This is a genomic window from Ruegeria sp. AF7 (assembly GCF_056541885.1).
On sequence record NZ_JBQFYX010000020.1, the window covers coordinates 40,026 to 60,471 of the forward strand.

The window sequence follows — 20,446 nt, forward strand, 5'->3', positions numbered from 1 at the left end:
GACAGGATTTAAATGACGGGTGTGTCCGCAATATGTGATGCCCCGAAGACAAACAAGGACGACAGGTTCATGGCGAAACGGTGGTACTCGGTCAGCGTTCTTTCGAATTTCGAAAAGAAGATCGCAGAGCAGATCCGCACGTCGGTGGCTGAACAGGGCCTTGAGAACGATATCGACGAAGTTCTGGTTCCCACCGAAGAGGTGATCGAAGTGCGCCGGGGCAAGAAGGTCACCACCGAACGCCGCTTTATGCCGGGTTACGTGCTGGTGCATATGGAAATGTCGGATCAGGGCTATCACCTGATCAACTCGATCAACCGCGTCACCGGCTTTCTGGGTCCGCAGGGCCGCCCGATGCCGATGCGCGACGCCGAGGTGAACCAGATCCTCAACCGCGTTCAGGAAGGCGAAGAAGCGCCCAAGCTGATGATCACCTTCGAGATCGGCGAGAAGGTCAAGGTCAACGACGGCCCGTTCGAGGATTTCGACGGCATGGTCGAAGGCGTGGACGACGAGGCGCAGAAGCTGAAAGTATCGGTCTCGATCTTCGGCCGCGAAACGCCAGTTGAGCTGGACTTTACTCAGGTCACGAAGCAAAGCTAAGCGCGCTTCCAAAGAAATTCGAAACGCCGCGATGTGAAAGCATAGCGGCGTTTTCAGTTTCAGCCCTGCACGGGCCTATACAGTTTTCAGATGGGCTTACTGCGACTGAACCATGGCTGCGCGCAAAAGCTGCGGGCGGTCGGTCTGGGACGGCAGGAAGACCGCCTGCGACCCGGCATCCAGCGCCGAAAGGCTTGCATCATACCATTGCATCGCAAGATCGCGGCGCGCCTGAATACCAAAGCCTTCGCGCAGATGGTGACCGACCAGTTCTCCGTATGCGGGTTCACCCATGGCAACCAGCATCAGCGCAGACCCAACTGCGGTATCCATGTTGTCCTGACGATATCCCATCGCAAGGCAGACCTTGCTGGTTGCGGCAAGATCAGCAGGGCTAAGACCCGAATCCAAGGCAAGCTTGCGCACCTGGGTTTCAGCCTCTGATTTCGAGTTGATAGACAGCGCGTCAACTTGCGGTGCCAACATGTCGCCAAAGGCGGCGCACTGGTCTGCGACCTGATCGGGTGTAAGACCCTGAATGCCCTGCATCAGCTCTTCGCCCTGTGCCATCGCATAGCTGCGGGCAAGGCAGAACTGCTCGCTGAGCGCAAAGTCAGGATCGGACATGTTAGACAGGGTCGTATAGCCGCCATTGGTCGACGTTTGCAGCATGACCCCGCTGCACCGATTGGCCAGCGACGGGCCTCCGGTTCCGCCGGAAAACAGGCTCGGCAGGCTGGCTGTCGTGGTTTCAGTGGCGCTCGTTGCCGGTTCGGCCTGTTGAGGCGTGATAACCGGGATGGCCGGTGCCTGGGTCTGAGGTGCCGCCGCCAAGGCAGAGCCGGTTTGCACCTGTTGGCGATAGGCCATCAAGAGCGGTTGACCCGAAAGCTGGGTTGCCGCCTGCCCACCGCTTGTCGCCCAGTAATAGGCCTGCATCAGAAAGTCATACTGATAGGGCTGGAAGTCATAGCCATTCACAGGATAGCCCATGGACACCTGGTAGCGTTCGATCGCCGACCGGGTTCCATGCCCGACCTGCCCATCGACACGCCCGGCGTTATAGCCGAAATAGTTGAGCGCGGTCTGCGTTTGCGCCCCTTGCGAGGTCGATGGAATGCCCGACCGGTAGGTCTGGCTCGAAGACCGGGACTTTTTCTTTTGCTGGTCTTTGCCGATCGCGTATCCGACGACCCCGCCAACGACAGCACCGCCGATAAAGTCGCCCGCATCGGCCCGCGCGGTCTGGGGAACGGCGGCCGCGAAAGACAGCGCAGCGATTAGCATAGTGAATAAACGAATAATCATGACGAACCTCCGAACAAATTTGTTCTGCCCAAGTATAGCATAGCTACGGCATGGCTCGGTCATTTATGCTACTTCAAAGATCGACGCCCTGAGGAGATTACCGCCGGGCGACGGATTCACCGATATTGCTCAAGCGATTTAAGCCTTTAACATCCAGTGATACCTTGGGGTTCATGCCGACTTGTAACTCCTTGGGTTGGCCGGAAAGGGTGGCAGTTTCTTGCCCACGGGTTTCAATGATGTGGTCATCGACTTTAAACTCGATTCGGTGATCCCGAATTGAAAGGCAGGCCACTTGCCAACCCCCATGATCCCCTGTAAACGCCGCCTCTATCGTCTTCGGGCGAGATTCTCTCGTGGGAGGTTACCGGGGTCGCGATCCCGGGCCGGACCACGCAACAAAATCCGGGTGAGACGCGTTTCACCCTAGTTGAAAGGAAAACCAGATGGCCAAGAAGCTTGCTGGTACAATGAAACTGCAGGTTCCTGCAGGTCAGGCGAACCCGTCGCCGCCAGTTGGTCCGGCGCTGGGTCAGCGCGGCATCAACATCATGGAATTCTGCAAGGCGTTCAACGCCAAGACCGCAGATATGGAGCCCGGCGCGCCGTGCCCAACCGTGATCACCTACTATCAGGACAAGTCCTTCACCATGGACATCAAGACGCCGCCCGCGTCTTACTACCTGAAAAAAGCTGCTGGTCTTAAGCCGGTCGGTAAGCGTAACCGCCCCCGCGGCGCGGAAAACCCAGGTCGCGAGACCGTGGCAACCGTGACCTCCAAGCAGGTTCGTGAAATCGCCGAAGCCAAAATGAAAGATCTGAACGCCAACGACGTCGAAGGCGCAATGCAGATCATCCTGGGCTCGGCCCGCTCCATGGGCATCGAGGTGAAGTAAGATGGCAAAACTCGGTAAACGTACCCGCGCTGCGCGCGAAGCCGTCGCTGGCAAGGAAAACCTGTCGGTGGACGAAGCTGTTGCCCTGGTCAAAGCCAATGCAACGTCGAAATTCGACGAGACCATCGAAATCGCGATGAACCTGGGCGTTGACACCCGTCACGCAGACCAGATGGTGCGCGGCGTTGTCGGACTGCCGAACGGCACAGGCAAAGACATGCGCGTTGCTGTCTTCGCACGTGGCGCGAAGGCTGATGAAGCGAAAGAAGCAGGCGCGGATATCGTTGGCGCAGAAGACCTGATGGAAACCATTCAGGGCGGTACCATCGAATTTGATCGCTGCATTGCAACCCCGGACATGATGCCGATCGTCGGTCGTCTGGGTAAGGTTCTGGGCCCCCGCAACCTGATGCCGAACCCCAAGGTTGGCACCGTGACCATGGACGTGAAAGCAGCCGTGGAAGCAGCCAAAGGCGGTGAAGTTCAGTTCAAGGCGGAAAAAGGCGGCGTTGTGCATGCCGGTGTTGGCAAAGCGTCGTTTGACGAAGCCAAGCTGGTCGAAAACATTCGCGCCTTCGTCTCGGCTGTTGCCCGGGCCAAGCCGTCGGGTGCCAAAGGCACCTACATGAAGAAAATCGCGCTGAGCTCGACCATGGGCCCCGGCGTGACTGTTGATGTGGCAGAAGCTTCGGGCGAATAAGCCGGATCTTCGTCAAAGCAATGTTGCGGGCGGTCCCTTGGGGCCGCCCGTTTTCTATTAGCTGAACTGCAACGCTGTATGACTGGCTGTATCGCCGGTCAGGGTGAAAAAGCTCCGGTCTTCAATGGGCGTCCATTTTCCTGTGCCCTTGTCCAGCGGCTCGGACGCAATGACCTTGCCGCCGTGGTCCAGACCTTCCCCGAAATACAGGGACGGGCTGCGCTGATCGCTGGAATACCGAAACGCATACAGGCTCTGCCCATCCGAAAAGGCGACGGCCATGCGATCCGGTTGCGTCCGATGACCTCCAAGCGCATCGATCTGACGCAAAGTTGCGACAACAGCGTCCTGCGGCGCATCATCCAGCCCGTTGGCCAGCAGCAGCAGAAACAGAAGCTCAGAATCCGTCGACCCGCGCCGCGCCGCATAAAGTTCGTCCGGCAGAGAGGATTCAAGCTGTCTGCGCAAACGCCCGAACTCTCCGATCTGACCATTGTGCATGAAGGACCATTTGCCAAATGTAAAAGGGTGGCAGTTCGCGCGCGACACTTCCCCGAACGTCGACGCGCGGACATGGGCCAGAAACAGCGAGGATTTTATCATCCTGCAAAGATCGACCAAATTGCCATCCGACCACGCGGGCAGGACATCCCTGTACAGGCCAGGGCGATCCTGATCCGCGTACCAGGCCATACCGAAGCCATCGCCATTGACGGCAAGTTTTGCCTCGGCGGCGTGCTGGCTTTGCTCCAGCAAGGAATGCTGTGGCCGGATGACGATGTTTTCAAGCGGGATACTTGGTCCGCAATAGGCGGCAATTCTGCACATTTGTCCTGATTCTTCTTGTTTCTGAGAAAAATTGTCGGGTTATAGTCTTGAACTTGGAACAATGTCACGAACTATTTTGCCGTCAGCCCTGAAGTTCGACCAAATCAATTGCTCGTCACCGCACTTTATCTTGTGGTTCTGGTCATCCCTTGTTGCGTCTGATTTATCCCAATTTACCTCTTGGAAACCCCGGCCATCTGTCCTAAGTAGACCTGCGGAATAAAGCGTGCGATTCGTCGTGCGCTTTATTTTGTTTCGTCCAAGACGGTGGGTGGTGCCATCTGGCCCCTTAATTCCCTGCCTGAGACGGGTAAGACCAAAGAATTCTGAGGGTCCCACCCTCGGGCGAATTTTGGCCAATCCCGTAACAACGGACCTGAACGCCGGGGCGCAAGCCGCGGCAAATATGAGCCGGGGTGAGAACTCACCCCTAACTTGGAGAGAACTGTGGATAGAGCCCAGAAAGAGAAAGTGGTCGAGGAACTCGGCCAAATCTTCGAAAGCTCTGGCGTCGTAGTGGTTGCTCACTACGCCGGTCTGACAGTTGCCGAGATGCAGGACCTTCGCGCACGTGCCCGTGACGCGGGTGGCTCCGTGCGTGTTGCCAAGAACAGGCTCGCCAAAATCGCCCTCGAGGGTAAGCCGTGTGCAAGCATGGCCGACCTGCTGACAGGGATGACCGTTCTGACCTATTCCGAGGACCCCGTGGCAGCAGCCAAGGTGGCCGAGGACTTCGCCAAGGATAACAAGAAATTTGAAATCCTCGGCGGTGCTATGGGCGAGAACGCTCTGGACCGCAAAGGCGTTGAAGCCGTTTCGAAAATGCCGTCTCGCGAGGAGCTTATTGCTTCGATCGTGGGCTGCATTGGCGCACCTGCTTCGAACATCGCCGGCGCGATTGGCGCACCTGCAAGCAATATCGCAAGCATCCTTTCCACCATCGAAGAGAAGGCGGAAGCTGCGTAAGCGGTTGGCACTGAATGATCTGCGTAGGGTACCTACCCTGACGTTGGAACACACATTGTAAACGGAAAGAGCTGATAAAATGGCTGATCTGAAAGCACTCGCAGAAAGCATCGTGGGTCTGACCCTGCTGGAAGCACAAGAACTGAAAACCATCCTCAAAGACGAATACGGCATCGAGCCCGCAGCTGGCGGCGCCGTAATGGTCGCAGCAGCTGGTGGCGACGCCGGTGGCGCAGCTGAGGAAGAAAAAACCGAATTCGACGTCGTTCTGAAGAACGCCGGCGCTTCGAAAATCAACGTGATCAAAGAAGTTCGCGGCATCACCGGTCTGGGCCTGAAAGAAGCCAAGGAACTGGTCGAAGCTGGCGGCAAGATCAAAGAAGGCGTGTCGAAAGACGAAGCCGAAGACGTCAAAGCCAAGCTGGAAGCAGCTGGCGCCGAAGTCGAGCTGGCCTAAGCCTGGTCTCAGGCGCATCGCTGATGCGCCGAAAATTTTGGCTGGATCCGGAGAAATCCGGGTCCAGCCGAACCTGTCTTAGAAAGGGCCTCACAGAATGGGGCGTTTTCTAAGACACGGTTTTCGGATCGGGAGGCCGCCTTCGGGACGGTGGCCACGAATTGATCCGGACGTGTTGTCTCGATTGTGCAAGATGCCGGGGCCCGACGGTGTCTTTGCCCGCTGAGAACATCGAAAGGTGACATCTGACATGGCTCAAACGTTCCTTGGCCAGAAACGTCTTCGTAAATATTACGGCAAAATCCGCGAAGTGCTGGAGATGCCGAACCTCATTGAGGTACAGAAATCTTCTTATGATCTTTTCCTGCGCTCCGGCGATGCAGAACAGCCCACAGACGGCGAAGGCATCAAAGGCGTGTTCCAGTCGGTTTTCCCGATCAAGGATTTCAACGAAACCTCCGTTCTGGAGTTCGTGAAATACGATCTGGAAAAACCCAAATACGACGTCGAAGAGTGCATGCAGCGCGACATGACCTACAGCGCACCGCTGAAGGTTACCCTGCGCCTGATCGTGTTCGATGTTGATGAGGACACCGGCGCGAAATCGGTAAAAGACATCAAGGAACAGGATGTCTTCATGGGCGATATGCCCCTGATGACCCCGAACGGCACCTTTGTCGTCAACGGCACCGAGCGTGTGATCGTCTCCCAGATGCACCGCTCGCCCGGTGTGTTCTTTGACCACGACAAGGGTAAAACCCATTCCTCGGGCAAGCTGCTGTTTGCCTGCCGCATCATCCCGTATCGCGGCAGCTGGCTGGACTTCGAGTTTGATGCCAAGGATATCGTGTTCGCCCGTATCGACCGCCGCCGCAAACTGCCTGTGACAACCCTGCTTTATGCGCTGGGTCTGGATCAGGAAGCGATCATGGACGCGTATTACAAAACCGTGTCCTACAAGCTGGACAAGAAGAAGGGCTGGGTCACGCCGTTCTTCCCCGAGCGTGTTCGCGGCACCCGTCCGACCTATGACCTGATCGACGCGAAATCAGGTGAGGTGATTGCCGAGGCAGGCAAAAAAGTCACCCCGCGCGCGGTCAAGAAGCTGATCGACGAGGGCACCGTCACAGAACTGCTGGTTCCGTTCGATCACATCGTTGGCAAGTTTGTCGCCAAGGACATCATCAACGAAGAAAACGGCGCGATCTATGTCGAAGCCGGTGACGAACTGACGCTGGAATATGACAAGGATGGCGACCTGATCGGCGGTACCGCGAAGGAACTGATCGACGCGGGCATCACCGATATTCCGGTTCTCGACATCGATAACGTCAATGTCGGACCCTACATGCGCAACACCATGGCGCAGGACAAGAACATGAACCGCGAAAGCGCGCTCATGGATATCTACCGCGTCATGCGTCCAGGTGAGCCGCCCACCGTCGAAGCGGCGTCGGCCCTGTTCGACACCCTGTTCTTCGACAGCGAGCGGTATGACCTGTCCGCTGTTGGCCGCGTGAAGATGAACATGCGCCTGGCTCTGGACGCACCGGATACCCTGCGCACCCTGCGCCGCGAAGACATCGTGGCCTGCGTCAAGGCTCTGGTCGAACTGCGCGACGGCAAAGGCGACGTGGACGATATCGACCACCTCGGCAACCGTCGTGTGCGTTCGGTCGGTGAACTGATGGAAAACCAGTACCGCGTCGGTCTGCTGCGCATGGAGCGCGCGATCAAAGAGCGTATGTCGTCGGTCGAGATCGACACCGTCATGCCGCAGGACCTGATCAACGCGAAACCGGCTGCTGCTGCTGTGCGTGAATTCTTCGGCTCGTCGCAGCTGTCGCAGTTCATGGACCAGACCAACCCGCTGTCGGAAGTCACCCACAAACGCCGTCTTTCGGCGCTTGGCCCCGGTGGTCTGACGCGTGAGCGTGCGGGCTTTGAAGTGCGCGACGTGCACCCGACCCACTATGGCCGGATGTGCCCGATTGAAACGCCGGAAGGCCCGAACATCGGTCTGATCAACTCGCTGGCCACCTTCGCCCGCGTGAACAAGTATGGCTTCATCGAAACACCTTACCGCGTCGTCAAGGACGCCGAGGTGACCGATGAGGTTCACTACATGTCCGCGACCGAGGAAATGCGTCACACCGTGGCGCAGGCGAACGCGACGCTGGACAAGAACGGCAAGTTCATCAACGATCTGGTTTCGACCCGTCAGGCAGGCGACTACACCCTTGCCCCGCGCGAGAATGTGGACCTGATCGACGTGTCGCCGAAACAGCTGGTTTCGGTCGCGGCTTCGCTGATTCCGTTCCTTGAAAATGACGACGCCAACCGCGCTCTGATGGGCTCGAACATGCAACGTCAGGCGGTTCCGCTGCTGCGGGCCGAGGCACCGCTGGTCGGTACCGGGATCGAGGAGAAGGTCGCAATCGACTCAGGCGCTGCGATTCAGGCGAAACGCGCCGGCATCATCGACCAGGTCGATGCCCAGCGTATCGTTATCCGTGCCACCGAGGATCTGGAACTGGGTGACGCTGGCGTTGACATCTATCGTCTGCGTAAGTTCCAGCGCTCGAACCAGAACACCTGCATCAACCAGCGTCCGCTGATCAAGGTGGGTGACACCGTCCAGAAGGGCGAGGTCATTGCCGACGGTCCGTCGACCGATATGGGTGAACTGGCCTTGGGTAAGAACGTGGTCGTCGCGTTCATGCCGTGGAACGGTTACAACTACGAAGACTCGATCCTGATCTCGGAACGTATCGCGCGTGATGACGTCTTTACCTCGGTCCATATCGAGGAATTCGAAGTCGCCGCCCGTGACACCAAGCTGGGCCCGGAAGAGATCACCCGCGACATCCCGAACGTCGGTGAAGAAGCGCTGCGCAACCTCGACGAGGCGGGCATCGTTTACATCGGCGCGGATGTGGAGCCGGGCGATATTCTGGTCGGCAAGATCACTCCGAAGGGCGAAAGCCCGATGACCCCGGAAGAAAAGCTGCTGCGCGCCATCTTTGGTGAAAAAGCATCTGACGTGCGCGACACCTCGTTGCGCGTGAAGCCGGGCGACTACGGTACTGTCGTCGAGGTCCGCGTCTTCAACCGTCACGGCGTCGAGAAAGACGAGCGTGCGCTGCAGATCGAGCGTGAGGAAGTCGAACGTCTGGCCCGTGACCGGGACGACGAGCTGGCGATCCTTGACCGCAACATCTATGCGCGTCTGCAAGGTCTGATCCTGGGTAAAACCGCTGTCAAAGGCCCGAAAGGTGTCAAGGCAGGGTCGGTGATCACCGAGGATCTGCTGGACACCCTGACCCGTGGTCAGTGGTGGCAGCTGGCGCTGGAAGGTGAGCAGGACGCACAGATCGTCGAGGCCCTGAACGAGCAATACGAAGTGCAAAAGCGCGCTCTGGATGCCCGTTTCGAGGATAAGGTCGAGAAAGTCCGCCGTGGCGACGACCTGCCGCCGGGTGTGATGAAGATGGTCAAAGTCTTCATCGCCGTGAAGCGCAAGTTGCAGCCGGGCGACAAGATGGCCGGTCGTCACGGGAACAAAGGTGTGATCTCCAAGGTTGTTCCGATGGAAGACATGCCGTTCCTGGCCGATGGGACCCCGGTCGACTTCTGTCTGAACCCGCTGGGTGTGCCTTCGCGTATGAACGTCGGTCAGATCCTTGAAACCCACATGGGTTGGGCCGCGCGCGGTCTGGGTCTGAACATCGATGAGGCACTGGGTGAATACCGCCGTTCCGGCGACCTGACCCCGGTGCGCGAGGCGATGAAGCTGGCCTATGGCGAAGATGTCTACGAAGAAGGCATCACTGGCATGGACGAGGAAACGCTGATTGAGGCAGCGGGCAACGTGACCCGCGGTGTTCCGATCGCAACCCCGGTCTTTGACGGTGCCAAAGAGGCTGACGTCAACGACGCGCTGGTGCGTGCGGGCTTCTCGGAAAGCGGTCAGTCGGTTCTGTTCGACGGTCGTACGGGTGAGCAATTTGCACGTCCGGTGACCGTGGGCATCAAGTACCTGCTGAAACTGCACCACCTGGTGGACGACAAGATCCACGCGCGTTCGACCGGGCCGTACAGCCTGGTCACCCAGCAGCCGCTGGGTGGTAAGGCGCAGTTCGGTGGTCAGCGCTTTGGTGAGATGGAAGTCTGGGCTCTGGAAGCTTACGGCGCCGCCTACACCCTGCAGGAGATGCTCACCGTGAAATCGGATGACGTCGCCGGCCGGACCAAGGTCTATGAGTCGATCGTCAAGGGCGAGGATAACTTTGAAGCGGGCGTACCGGAATCGTTCAACGTTCTGGTGAAAGAAGTCCGCGGCCTCGGCCTGAATATGGAACTCCTGGATGCGGAGGTCGATGAGTGACGAAGGGATGCCGGGCTGAAGCCCGGCCTACCATCTGATCCGGCGTAGGCCGGGCTTCAGCCCGGCACTGCGTGAACCCCGCACCCTCTAACTCTGAGGTAAAGAGATGAACCAGGAAATCACCAACAACCCGTTCAACCCGCTGACGCCCCCGAAGGTATTCGATGAGATCAAGGTCTCGCTGGCGAGCCCTGAGCGGATTCTGTCTTGGTCCTATGGCGAGATCAAGAAACCCGAAACCATCAACTACCGGACGTTCAAGCCTGAGCGTGACGGTCTGTTCTGCGCGCGTATCTTTGGCCCGATCAAAGATTACGAGTGTCTGTGCGGCAAATATAAGCGGATGAAGTATCGCGGCGTTGTCTGCGAGAAATGCGGTGTGGAAGTCACCCTGCAGAAAGTCCGCCGCGAGCGTATGGGCCATATCGAACTGGCAGCGCCCGTCGCACATATCTGGTTCCTGAAATCGCTGCCGTCCCGCATCGGTCTGATGCTGGACATGACGCTGCGCGATCTGGAACGCGTTCTGTACTTTGAAAACTATGTCGTCATCGAGCCCGGTCTGACAGACCTGACCTACGGCCAGATGCTGACCGAAGAAGAGTACATGGACGCGCAGGATGCCTATGGCATGGACGCGTTCACCGCCAATATCGGTGCTGAAGCCATCCGTGAGATGCTGGCCCAGATCGATCTGGAAGCCGAAGCCGAGCAGCTGCGCGCTGATCTGGCCGAAGCCACTGGCGAACTTAAGCCCAAGAAAATCATCAAGCGTCTGAAGGTTGTCGAATCCTTCCTCGAGTCGGGTAACCGCCCCGAGTGGATGGTGATGACCGTGATCCCGGTCATTCCGCCGGAACTGCGTCCGCTGGTTCCGCTGGATGGTGGCCGTTTCGCGACCTCGGATCTGAACGATCTGTATCGCCGCGTCATCAACCGGAACAACCGTCTGAAGCGTCTGATCGAACTGCGCGCGCCTGACATCATCGTCCGCAACGAAAAGCGGATGCTGCAGGAATCCGTGGATGCTCTGTTCGACAACGGCCGCCGTGGCCGCGTGATCACCGGCGCCAACAAGCGTCCGCTGAAATCGCTGTCGGACATGCTGAAAGGCAAGCAGGGTCGTTTCCGTCAGAACCTTCTGGGGAAACGCGTCGACTTCTCGGGTCGCTCGGTCATTGTGACCGGTCCGGAACTCAAGCTGCACCAGTGTGGTCTGCCCAAGAAGATGGCGTTGGAGCTGTTCAAGCCGTTCATCTACTCGCGCCTTGAAGCCAAAGGTCTGTCTTCGACCGTGAAACAGGCGAAGAAACTGGTCGAGAAAGAACGTCCCGAAGTGTGGGATATCCTCGACGAGGTGATCCGCGAACACCCTGTCATGCTGAACCGTGCGCCGACGCTGCACCGTCTTGGCATTCAGGCATTCGAACCGGTCCTGATCGAAGGCAAGGCGATCCAGCTGCACCCGCTGGTCTGCTCGGCCTTCAACGCCGACTTTGACGGTGACCAGATGGCCGTTCACGTGCCGCTGAGCCTTGAGGCACAGCTGGAAGCCCGTGTTCTGATGATGTCGACAAACAACGTTCTGTCGCCTGCAAACGGCGCGCCGATCATTGTTCCGTCGCAGGATATGATCTTGGGTCTCTACTACGTGACCCTGGAACGTGAAGGCATGCCGGGCGAAGGCAAGGTCTTTGGCTCGATCGAAGAAGTTCAGCACGCGCTGGACGCGGGTGAGGTGCATCTGCACTCGAAAATCACCGCGCGGATCACGCAGATCGACGAGGAAGGCAACGAAGTTCAGAAGCGCTATGAGACCACTCCGGGCCGTCTGCGTCTGGGTGCGTTGCTGCCGATGAACAACAAGGCGCCGTTCGATCTGGTCAACCGCCTGCTGCGGAAGAAAGAAGTGCAGCAGGTGATCGACACTGTCTACCGCTACTGCGGTCAGAAAGAGTCGGTTATTTTCTGTGACCAGATCATGTCGATGGGCTTCAAGGAGGCCTTCAGGGCCGGTATCTCGTTCGGCAAGGACGACATGGTCATCCCGAACGACAAGTGGGGCATCGTCGATGACACTCGCGACCAGGTGAAAGACTTTGAACAGCAGTACATGGACGGCCTGATCACTCAGGGCGAAAAGTACAACAAGGTTGTCGATGCCTGGTCGAAGTGTAACGACCGTGTGACCGAGGCGATGATGAGCACCATCTCGAACGTCGCCAAGGCCGAAGACGGGTCTGACATGGAACCGAACTCGGTCTACATGATGGCCCACTCCGGTGCGCGGGGCTCGGTCACTCAGATGAAACAGCTGGGCGGTATGCGCGGCCTGATGGCCAAGCCGAACGGTGACATCATCGAGACGCCGATCATCTCGAACTTCAAGGAAGGTCTGACCGTTCTTGAATACTTCAACTCGACCCACGGTGCCCGTAAGGGTCTGTCGGATACCGCTCTGAAGACGGCGAACTCGGGTTACCTGACCCGTCGTCTGGTGGACGTGGCGCAGGACTGCATCGTTCGTGAGATCGATTGTGGCACCGAGCGCGCAATCACTGCCGAAGCTGCGGTCAACGATGGTGAGGTTGTCGCCTCGCTGGCCGAGCGTATCCTGGGCCGTGTGGCGGCTGACGATATCCTGCGTCCGGGTACGGATGAGGTGCTTGTTGCGGCTGGTCAGCTGATCGACGAACGTATGGCAGACACCATCGACGAAGCGGGCGTTCAGTCGACCCGCATCCGCTCGCCTCTGACCTGCGAGTCCGAGGAAGGCGTCTGTGCCACCTGCTACGGTCGTGACCTTGCTCGCGGAACCATGGTGAACACGGGTGAGGCTGTCGGCATCATCGCCGCCCAGTCCATCGGTGAACCCGGTACACAGCTGACGATGCGGACCTTCCACATCGGTGGTGTTGCGCAAGGTGGTCAGCAGTCGTTCCAGGAAGCCAGCCAGGCTGGTGTCGTATCCTTCGAGAACCCGCAGATCCTGGTCAATGCCGCAGGCGAAAGCCTTGTCATGGGCCGGAACATGAAGCTGGTGATCAAGGACGATCACGGCGAAGAGCGCGCCAGCCACAAGCTGGGCTATGGCTCCAAGCTGTTCGTCAAGGAAGGCACCAAGGTGGCCCGCGGCGACAAGCTGTTCGAATGGGATCCCTACACCCTGCCGATCATCGCCGAGAAAGCCGGTACCACCAAATACGTCGATCTGGTTTCGGGCCTTGCCGTCCGTGACGAGACCGACGAAGCAACCGGCATGACCCAGAAGATCGTGATCGACTGGCGCGCCGCCCCCCGTGGCAGCGACCTCAAGCCCGAGATCATTCTGGTCGGTGACGATGGCGAACCGGTCCGCAACGATGCGGGCAACCCGGTTCACTATCCGATGTCGGTGGATGCGATCCTGTCGGTCGAAGATGGCCAGAAGATCGAAGCCGGTGACGTTGTTGCGCGTATTCCGCGTGAAGGTGCCAAGACCAAGGACATCACCGGTGGTCTGCCGCGTGTGGCCGAACTGTTCGAAGCCCGCCGTCCGAAAGATCACGCGATCATCGCAGAAGCCGATGGTTACGTGCGCTTTGGCCGCGACTACAAGAACAAGCGCCGCATCAGCATCGAACCGGCTGACGAGTCGCTGGAACCCATCGAGTACATGGTACCCAAGGGCAAGCACATCCCTGTTGTCGAAGGCGACTTCGTTCAGAAGGGCGACTACATCATGGACGGTAACCCGGCCCCGCATGACATCCTGTCCATCATGGGTGTCGAGGCGCTGGCGAACTACATGATCGACGAAGTGCAGGACGTGTATCGTCTGCAAGGCGTGAAGATCAACGACAAGCACATCGAAGTCATCGTGCGCCAGATGCTGCAGAAGTGGGAGATCCTGGATTCAGGCGACACCACCCTGCTGAAAGGCGAACATGTCGACAAGCAGGAGTTCGACGCAGCCAACGAAAAGACCATCGCCCGCGGTGGTCGTCCGGCACAGGGCGAGCCGATCCTTCTGGGGATCACCAAGGCTTCGTTGCAGACGCGTTCGTTCATCTCGGCGGCGTCGTTCCAGGAAACCACCCGCGTACTGACCGAAGCGTCCGTGCAGGGCAAAAAGGACAAGCTGGTCGGCCTGAAAGAGAACGTCATCGTTGGTCGCCTGATCCCCGCCGGTACCGGTGGGGCAACTCAGGCCGTCCGCCACATCGCCCAGTCGCGCGACAATGTGGTGATCGAAGCCCGCCGGGAAGAGGCCGAAGCGGCCGCTGCCCTGGCTGCGCCGATCATGGATGATGATCTGGTCGGGGATGAGCTGGACGTTCTGGTGGAAACACCCGAAAGCCGCGAGTAATCGCCCGATTGACAAGTTTAGGAAGGCCCCGCGATTTCGCGGGGCCTTTCGTTTTTGCAGGGCTGAAACGCGCACCACGCTTAAGGCGGTTCCAGACCACTGGAATATCGCGCTCGCCGTATGAGACCTGCAATAACAGTAGGGTTTTTCTGGTTTAGCCTAAACTGTGCTACCATCCGCCATGAGTTCACACAGGTGACGGGGGTGGATGATGAGAGCTGTCACAAAGTTGTCGCGCGTATTTTCGGTTTTCGGTCTGGGCCTGATGGCCGCCTGCACGGACTATGCCTATGTGGGGATGCCACCGGGCCAGCCATCGCGTGAGATCGTGATCCCGAACGGCACGACGCGCCTGATCCCGATATCCGGCTCGATCGTCGGGCTGGCATATGATGAGCCGCGACGGCGGATCTTCCTGCGCAATCTTCCCGGTACCCAGCTACAGGAGCTTGACCGAAATGGCCGTGTCCTGCGTACCTTTGCGGCACAGCGGGTTCCGGCCGGATGCGGTGGCATCACACCTGACGAGTTTCCCATCAAAGAATGCGGGTTGGCCGTTCGGGGAAGCGACGGGCATCTGTTCCTCGACCATCCGAACGGGGTGATGATCGCGGAACTGACCCGCGACGGGCAATTTGTGCGCAACATAACCCTCAGCCAACCGCAAGGGCCGATTGGCGGGCTGGCCTTTGATGAAACGACCGGCACGTTTTATGTGCTGTTCATCCGCAATCGCCTGATCGCCGAGGTGGATTTGAACGGCACGGTGCTTAGGACAATCCGGGCGACCAATCCATCGGTCGGCGCAGCGGTGCAGATCGAACGCTTTGGCCTTGGCATCAATTCCAAACGCCGCGAGCTTTATGTTGCGCTTCAGAACGGCAACCAGCTTGGCGTTCTGGACATGTCCGGCGGGTTGATCGCAACGCACATGCTCAGCGCCGGGGTGGCTGTGGAAGGGATCGGAGGTGGTCGGGTCTCTGGTCTCTGATAGGGGCTCAGAAGGCGTTTTCGACCCGCTCCCAACGCGTCGGAGCGTAATTCTTGCGCTGATCTGATTTGATGCGTTGACAGGCAGCCGTCCGATTGGGCCAATGGCCCGATCACTCTGCGCAGGGCCAAATCTGACATGAACCCAAACACCAAAGGTGCCTTGCTGATGATGGGCAGCATGGCGGCCTTCACCCTGAACGACACTTTGGTCAAGGTCGCGCTTCGGGATCTGCCATTGTTCCAACTGGTGGCCATGCGGGGCGTCCTGGCCGTTTTCCTTGTCTACGGTCTTGCCCGTTATCTGGGGGCGCTGCACCTCAATTTCTCAAACCACGACCGGTGGCTGGTTGCGCTGCGCAGTCTGGCCGAACTGTCGGCTACCTTCTTTTTTCTGACAGCGCTCAAGAACATGCCGCTTGCCAATGTGACGGCCATTCTACAGGCGCTGCCTCTGACCGTGACTCTGGGCGCGGCGCTGGTCTTCTCCGAACAGGTCGGCTGGCGGCGCATATTGGCGATTGCCATTGGTTTTGGTGGCATGGTTTTGATCGTCAGACCCGGTCCTGACGGCTTCAGCCTGTATTCCATCTACGCGCTGATAGCAGTGGCTTCGATCACGGTTCGCGATCTGGTGACGCGACGCATGTCGCCCCAGGTTCCGTCAATGGTGGTGACGTTGGCGACGTCTCTTTCCATCACCGTGGCCGCAGCGATTGCTTCGGTGTTCGAAGGATGGGTTCCGGTTTCCGGCGCTGCGGGTTCTCTGGTTGCGGCGGCGGCCGTGTTCGTCCTGATGGGCTATCTGTTCAGCGTCATGGTCATGCGTCAGGGCGATGTCGGGTTCATCGCGCCGTTTCGCTATTCCAGCCTAATCTGGGCCCTGGGGCTGGGTTGGGCCGTATTCGATGAATGGCCTGACGGTTTGACCATGCTGGGTGCAACTCTGATCGTGGCCGCCGGACTGTTCACGCTGTTCCGGGAACGCGCACGCCGGGAAGCGGCGTGAACCTGCGTGACAAGGCTCTGAACACTGGTTATCCAAAGGCGAAACCCGGCCTCCGGTTGCGGGTTTGGTTCGGCATTGGCACTTCTGGTGCAGGGCGGTTTTATGAACCCGGTTGAGCCCGCGCACCCACATCGGCACGGCCCGGATCAGCCTATTGCCGGGCAACCGGTATCGTGCTGTTGACACTCGGGCCGACTCCCCCTATTACGCGCGTCATCTCGGTGCCGGGGGCCGCCCCATAGCCGATTCCAGTAATGAGCTGGTCAAGGCCCGGACAATTTTGCAGTTCGCGCCCTCTGAGAAACAACCGCGACGTTCACCTCGGAATGGGAACGCTCGTGGGTTTTGCGCTTGTGGACGCATAAGCGCAGCGAAGTTAGCCGCACGCAGCCCGCGTGCATGTCATGTGTGTTGCAAAACGGGGAAGAAACCGGAATGCCAACTATTCAACAGCTGATCCGCAAACCGCGGCAGCCCAAAGTAAAACGCTCGAAGTCTATGCACCTGGAGCAGTGCCCGCAGAAACGCGGCGTCTGCACACGTGTTTACACCACCACACCGAAGAAACCGAACTCGGCTATGCGTAAGGTTGCCAAGGTGCGCCTGACAAACGGGTTCGAGGTCATCTCGTACATCCCCGGTGAAAGCCACAACCTTCAGGAACACTCGGTTGTTCTGATCCGTGGCGGCCGTGTGAAAGACCTTCCCGGTGTGCGTTACCACATCCTGCGCGGTGTTCTGGATACTCAGGGCGTCAAAGACCGTAAGCAACGCCGTTCGAAATACGGCGCGAAGCGTCCCAAGTAAGAAGGAGAGGCTGATATGTCACGTCGTCACGCCGCCGAAAAACGCGAAGTCCTGCCTGACGCCAAGTTTGGCGATAAGGTTCTGACCAAATTCATGAACAACCTGATGATCGACGGCAAGAAGTCGGTCGCCGAGCGCATCGTCTACAACGCCTTTGACCGCGTTGAGAACAAGATCAAGCGCGCGCCCGTCGAAGTGTTCCACGAAGCACTCGACAACATCAAACCGTCGGTCGAGGTTCGCTCGCGCCGGGTTGGTGGTGCAACCTATCAGGTTCCGGTCGAAGTCCGCCCCGAGCGCCGCGAAGCACTGGCCATCCGCTGGCTGATCACCGCTGCGCGCGGCCGCAATGAAAACACCATGGAAGAACGCCTCGCCGGTGAACTGCTGGACGCTGTACAGTCCCGCGGTACCGCCGTGAAGAAGCGCGAAGACACCCACAAGATGGCCGAGGCGAACAAAGCCTTCAGCCACTACCGTTGGTAATCCCAGAGGCTTATCCAAATGGCACGCGAATATCCGCTCGAACTATACCGTAACTTCGGTATCATGGCGCACATCGACGCAGGTAAGACCACCTGCTCGGAGCGTATCCTGTATTACACTGGTAAATCCCACAACATCGGTGAGGTGCACGATGGTGCAGCCACCATGGACTGGATGGAGCAGGAGCAGGAACGCGGCATCACCATCACTTCGGCTGCGACCACCACCTTCTGGGAACGCACCGAAGACGGTCAGACCGCCGATACCCCCAAGCACCGCCTGAACATCATCGACACCCCCGGCCACGTTGACTTCACCATCGAAGTCGAACGCTCGCTGGCGGTTCTCGACGGTGCCGTCTGCGTTCTGGACGCAAACGCCGGTGTTGAACCCCAGACCGAAACCGTGTGGCGTCAGGCTGACCGCTACAAGGTTCCGCGTATGGTTTTCGTCAACAAGATGGACAAGATCGGCGCAGACTTCTTCAACTGCGTTCGCATGATCGAAGACCGCACCGGCGCACGCGCTGTTCCGGTTGGTATTCCGATCGGTGCCGAAACCGAGCTGGAAGGCCTGGTTGATCTGGTCACCATGGAAGAGTGGCTGTGGCAGGGCGAAGACCTTGGTGCAAGCTGGGTCAAAGCTCCGATCCGCGACAGCCTGAAAGACATGGCTGACGAATGGCGCGGCAAGATGATCGAAGCGGCCGTCGAAGAAGACGACGACGCGATGATGGCCTATCTGGAAGGCGAAGAGCCCGACGTTCCGACTCTGCGCAAACTGCTGCGCAAAGGCACGCTGGCCCTGCATTTCGTGCCGGTTCTGGGTGGCTCGGCGTTCAAGAACAAAGGCGTTCAGCCGCTGCTCAACGCTGTGATCGATTATCTGCCCAGCCCGCTGGACGTTGTCGATTACATGGGCTTCAAACCCGGCGACGAGGAAGAAGTTCGTAACATCGCACGTCGTGCCGATGACGGCATGGCCTTCTCAGGTCTGGCGTTCAAAATCATGAACGACCCCTTCGTTGGTTCGCTGACCTTCACCCGCGTTTACTCGGGCACCATGAACAAGGGCGACTCGATCCTGAACTCGACCAAAGGCAAGAAAGAGCGCATCGGTCGTATGATGATGATGCACTCCAACAACCGGGAAGAGATCGAAGAAGCGTTTGCAGGCGACATCATCGCGCTGGCGGGTCTGAAAGACACCACCACCGGTGACACTCTGTGCGATGCGAAGGATCCGGTGGTTCTGGAAACCATGACCTTCCCCGATCCGGTGATCGAGATCGCGGTCGAGCCCAAAACCAAGGGCGACCAGGAAAAGATGTCTCAGGGTCTGGCCCGTCTGGCCGCCGAAGACCCGTCCTTCCGCGTGGAAACCGACCTGGAATCGGGTCAGACCATCATGAAGGGCATGGGCGAACTTCACCTGGACATCCTGGTGGACCGTCTCAAGCGCGAGTTCAAGGTCGAAGCCAACATCGGTGCGCCTCAGGTGGCTTATCGTGAAACCATCTCGATGCCGGTCGAACACACCTACACCCACAAGAAACAGTCGGGTGGTTCGGGTCAGTTCGCCGAAGTCAAGCTGGAGATCCAGCCCACCGAGGCTGGCGAAGGTTACTCGTTCGAAAGCCGCATCGTTGGTGGTGCCGTTCCGAAGGAATACATCCCCGGTGTTGAAAAAGGCATCAACTCGGTCATGGACAGCGGCCCTCTGGCTGGCTTCCCTGTGATCGACTTCAAGGTTGCCCTGCTGGACGGTAAGTTCCACGACGTTGACTCGAGCGTTCTGGCGTTCGAAATCGCGGCCCGTATGTGTATGCGTGAAGGCATGCGCAAAGCTGGCGCGAAGCTGCTGGAACCGATCATGAAGGTCGAAGTGATCACCCCGGAAGAATATACCGGCGGTATCATCGGCGACCTGACCTCGCGTCGGGGCCAGGTGTCTGGTCAGGAACCGCGCGGCAACGCGATCGCGATCGATGCGTTTGTTCCGCTGGCGAACATGTTCGGCTACATCAACACCCTGCGTTCGATGTCGTCGGGCCGCGCCCAGTTCACCATGCAGTTCGACCACTACGATCCGGTTCCGCAGAACATCTCGGACGAGATCCAGGCGAAATACGCATAAAGCAGTGGGCCGGGCTGAAGCCCGGCCTACCGCACACCCGTAGGCCGGGCTTCAGCCCGGCACCCGCAAATTAAGGAGGCCATCATGGCAAAGGAAAAGTTTGAGCGTACAAAACCGCACGTCAACATCGGCACGATTGGGCATGTTGACCACGGCAAGACGACGCTGACCGCAGCGATCACCAAGTATTTCGGTGACTTCAAGGCGTATGACCAGATTGACGGCGCGCCGGAAGAGAAAGCCCGCGGCATCACCATCTCGACCGCGCATGTGGAATACGAGACCGACGCGCGCCACTATGCGCATGTCGACTGCCCCGGCCACGCCGACTACGTCAAGAACATGATCACCGGTGCTGCTCAGATGGACGGCGCGATCCTGGTTGTGAACGCTGCAGACGGCCCGATGCCGCAGACCCGCGAGCACATCCTGCTGGGCCGCCAGGTTGGCATCCCGAAGATGGTCGTGTTCATGAACAAAGTTGACCAGGTTGACGACGAAGAGCTGCTGGAACTGGTGGAAATG

15 protein-coding genes are annotated in these 20,446 nt (G+C 58.7%); 13 read left to right on the forward strand and 2 right to left on the reverse strand.

The annotated features are described in order from the left end of the window. Positions 1–69: 69 nt before the first annotated feature. Complete coding sequence (gene nusG / locus ACR0AP_RS18900) at positions 70–603, forward strand: transcription termination/antitermination protein NusG (protein WP_209507773.1); 534 nt, start codon at positions 70–72, stop codon at positions 601–603. Between the two features lie 96 nt (positions 604–699). Here nusG and ACR0AP_RS18905 read toward each other — a convergent pair whose 3' ends face one another. Then, a complete protein-coding gene (locus ACR0AP_RS18905) occupies positions 700–1,911 on the reverse strand; it encodes a peptidoglycan-binding domain-containing protein (RefSeq protein ID WP_480508583.1) in 1,212 nt (403 codons plus the stop codon). Positions 1,912–2,357: 446 nt separating this feature from the next. Here ACR0AP_RS18905 and rplK point away from each other — a divergent pair, with 446 nt between their 5' ends. After that, positions 2,358–2,807 (forward strand): 50S ribosomal protein L11, encoded by a 450-nt coding sequence (rplK, locus tag ACR0AP_RS18910; RefSeq protein WP_010440985.1) that lies wholly within the window; start codon positions 2,358–2,360, stop codon positions 2,805–2,807. Position 2,808: 1 nt separating this feature from the next. Next, a complete protein-coding gene (gene rplA, locus ACR0AP_RS18915) occupies positions 2,809–3,507 on the forward strand; it encodes a 50S ribosomal protein L1 (protein ID WP_209507781.1) in 699 nt (232 codons plus the stop codon). Positions 3,508–3,564: 57 nt separating this feature from the next. Here rplA and ACR0AP_RS18920 read toward each other — a convergent pair whose 3' ends face one another. Continuing rightward, positions 3,565–4,335 carry a class II glutamine amidotransferase gene (locus ACR0AP_RS18920; RefSeq protein WP_480508585.1) on the reverse strand — a complete coding sequence of 257 codons (771 nt, stop codon included), beginning with the start codon at positions 4,333–4,335 and terminating at the stop codon, positions 3,565–3,567. A 447-nt stretch (positions 4,336–4,782) separates the two neighbouring features. Between ACR0AP_RS18920 and rplJ the strand changes: the two genes are divergently transcribed. The 10 genes from rplJ to ACR0AP_RS18970 all read left to right on the forward strand — a co-directional run. After that, positions 4,783–5,301 (forward strand): 50S ribosomal protein L10, encoded by a 519-nt coding sequence (gene rplJ, locus ACR0AP_RS18925; RefSeq protein WP_209507785.1) that lies wholly within the window; start codon positions 4,783–4,785, stop codon positions 5,299–5,301. A 79-nt stretch (positions 5,302–5,380) separates the two neighbouring features. After that, positions 5,381–5,758: a 50S ribosomal protein L7/L12 gene (gene rplL, locus ACR0AP_RS18930; protein ID WP_209507787.1), complete on the forward strand. Its 378-nt coding sequence runs from the start codon at positions 5,381–5,383 to the stop codon at positions 5,756–5,758. A 250-nt stretch (positions 5,759–6,008) separates the two neighbouring features. After that, entirely contained in the window at positions 6,009–10,145 is a 4,137-nt protein-coding gene (gene rpoB / locus ACR0AP_RS18935) for a DNA-directed RNA polymerase subunit beta (RefSeq protein ID WP_480508587.1), read from the forward strand. Positions 10,146–10,251: 106 nt separating this feature from the next. Further along, on the forward strand, positions 10,252–14,493 hold the full coding sequence (rpoC, locus tag ACR0AP_RS18940; protein WP_480508589.1) for a DNA-directed RNA polymerase subunit beta': 4,242 nt from the start codon (positions 10,252–10,254) through the stop codon (positions 14,491–14,493). A gap of 211 nt (positions 14,494–14,704) precedes the next feature. Further along, a complete protein-coding gene (locus ACR0AP_RS18945) occupies positions 14,705–15,484 on the forward strand; it encodes a hypothetical protein (RefSeq protein ID WP_480508591.1) in 780 nt (259 codons plus the stop codon). Between the two features lie 138 nt (positions 15,485–15,622). Continuing rightward, positions 15,623–16,492, forward strand: a complete 870-nt coding sequence (locus ACR0AP_RS18950) for a DMT family transporter (RefSeq protein WP_209598266.1) — start codon at positions 15,623–15,625, stop codon at positions 16,490–16,492. 435 nt (positions 16,493–16,927) lie between these two features. After that, entirely contained in the window at positions 16,928–17,299 is a 372-nt protein-coding gene (gene rpsL, locus ACR0AP_RS18955; protein ID WP_005621086.1) for a 30S ribosomal protein S12, read from the forward strand. A gap of 15 nt (positions 17,300–17,314) precedes the next feature. After that, positions 17,315–17,785: a 30S ribosomal protein S7 gene (rpsG, locus tag ACR0AP_RS18960; RefSeq protein WP_039529242.1), complete on the forward strand. Its 471-nt coding sequence runs from the start codon at positions 17,315–17,317 to the stop codon at positions 17,783–17,785. 18 nt (positions 17,786–17,803) lie between these two features. Then, the gene (gene fusA / locus ACR0AP_RS18965) at positions 17,804–19,921 is read left to right on the forward strand and encodes an elongation factor G (protein WP_267366330.1); all 2,118 of its coding nucleotides are present in this window, start codon (positions 17,804–17,806) and stop codon (positions 19,919–19,921) included. A gap of 84 nt (positions 19,922–20,005) precedes the next feature. Further along, positions 20,006–20,446: GTP-binding protein (locus ACR0AP_RS18970; RefSeq protein WP_480508593.1), on the forward strand; the 441-nt coding region annotated here is incomplete at its 3' end.

What these genes read in the sequence shown, in the direction of transcription:
- nusG (WP_209507773.1), top strand. Translation starts at nt 70, where the DNA reads ATGGCGAAACGGTGGTACTCGGTCAGCGTTCTTTCGAATTTCGAAAAG.
- ACR0AP_RS18905 (WP_480508583.1), bottom strand. Translation starts at nt 1,911, where the DNA reads ATGATTATTCGTTTATTCACTATGCTAATCGCTGCGCTGTCTTTCGCG.
- rplK (WP_010440985.1), top strand. Translation starts at nt 2,358, where the DNA reads ATGGCCAAGAAGCTTGCTGGTACAATGAAACTGCAGGTTCCTGCAGGT.
- rplA (WP_209507781.1), top strand. Translation starts at nt 2,809, where the DNA reads ATGGCAAAACTCGGTAAACGTACCCGCGCTGCGCGCGAAGCCGTCGCT.
- ACR0AP_RS18920 (WP_480508585.1), bottom strand. Translation starts at nt 4,335, where the DNA reads ATGTGCAGAATTGCCGCCTATTGCGGACCAAGTATCCCGCTTGAAAAC.
- rplL (WP_209507787.1), top strand. Translation starts at nt 5,381, where the DNA reads ATGGCTGATCTGAAAGCACTCGCAGAAAGCATCGTGGGTCTGACCCTG.
- rpoB (WP_480508587.1), top strand. Translation starts at nt 6,009, where the DNA reads ATGGCTCAAACGTTCCTTGGCCAGAAACGTCTTCGTAAATATTACGGC.
- rpoC (WP_480508589.1), top strand. Translation starts at nt 10,252, where the DNA reads ATGAACCAGGAAATCACCAACAACCCGTTCAACCCGCTGACGCCCCCG.
- ACR0AP_RS18945 (WP_480508591.1), top strand. Translation starts at nt 14,705, where the DNA reads ATGAGAGCTGTCACAAAGTTGTCGCGCGTATTTTCGGTTTTCGGTCTG.
- ACR0AP_RS18950 (WP_209598266.1), top strand. Translation starts at nt 15,623, where the DNA reads ATGAACCCAAACACCAAAGGTGCCTTGCTGATGATGGGCAGCATGGCG.
- rpsL (WP_005621086.1), top strand. Translation starts at nt 16,928, where the DNA reads ATGCCAACTATTCAACAGCTGATCCGCAAACCGCGGCAGCCCAAAGTA.
- rpsG (WP_039529242.1), top strand. Translation starts at nt 17,315, where the DNA reads ATGTCACGTCGTCACGCCGCCGAAAAACGCGAAGTCCTGCCTGACGCC.
- fusA (WP_267366330.1), top strand. Translation starts at nt 17,804, where the DNA reads ATGGCACGCGAATATCCGCTCGAACTATACCGTAACTTCGGTATCATG.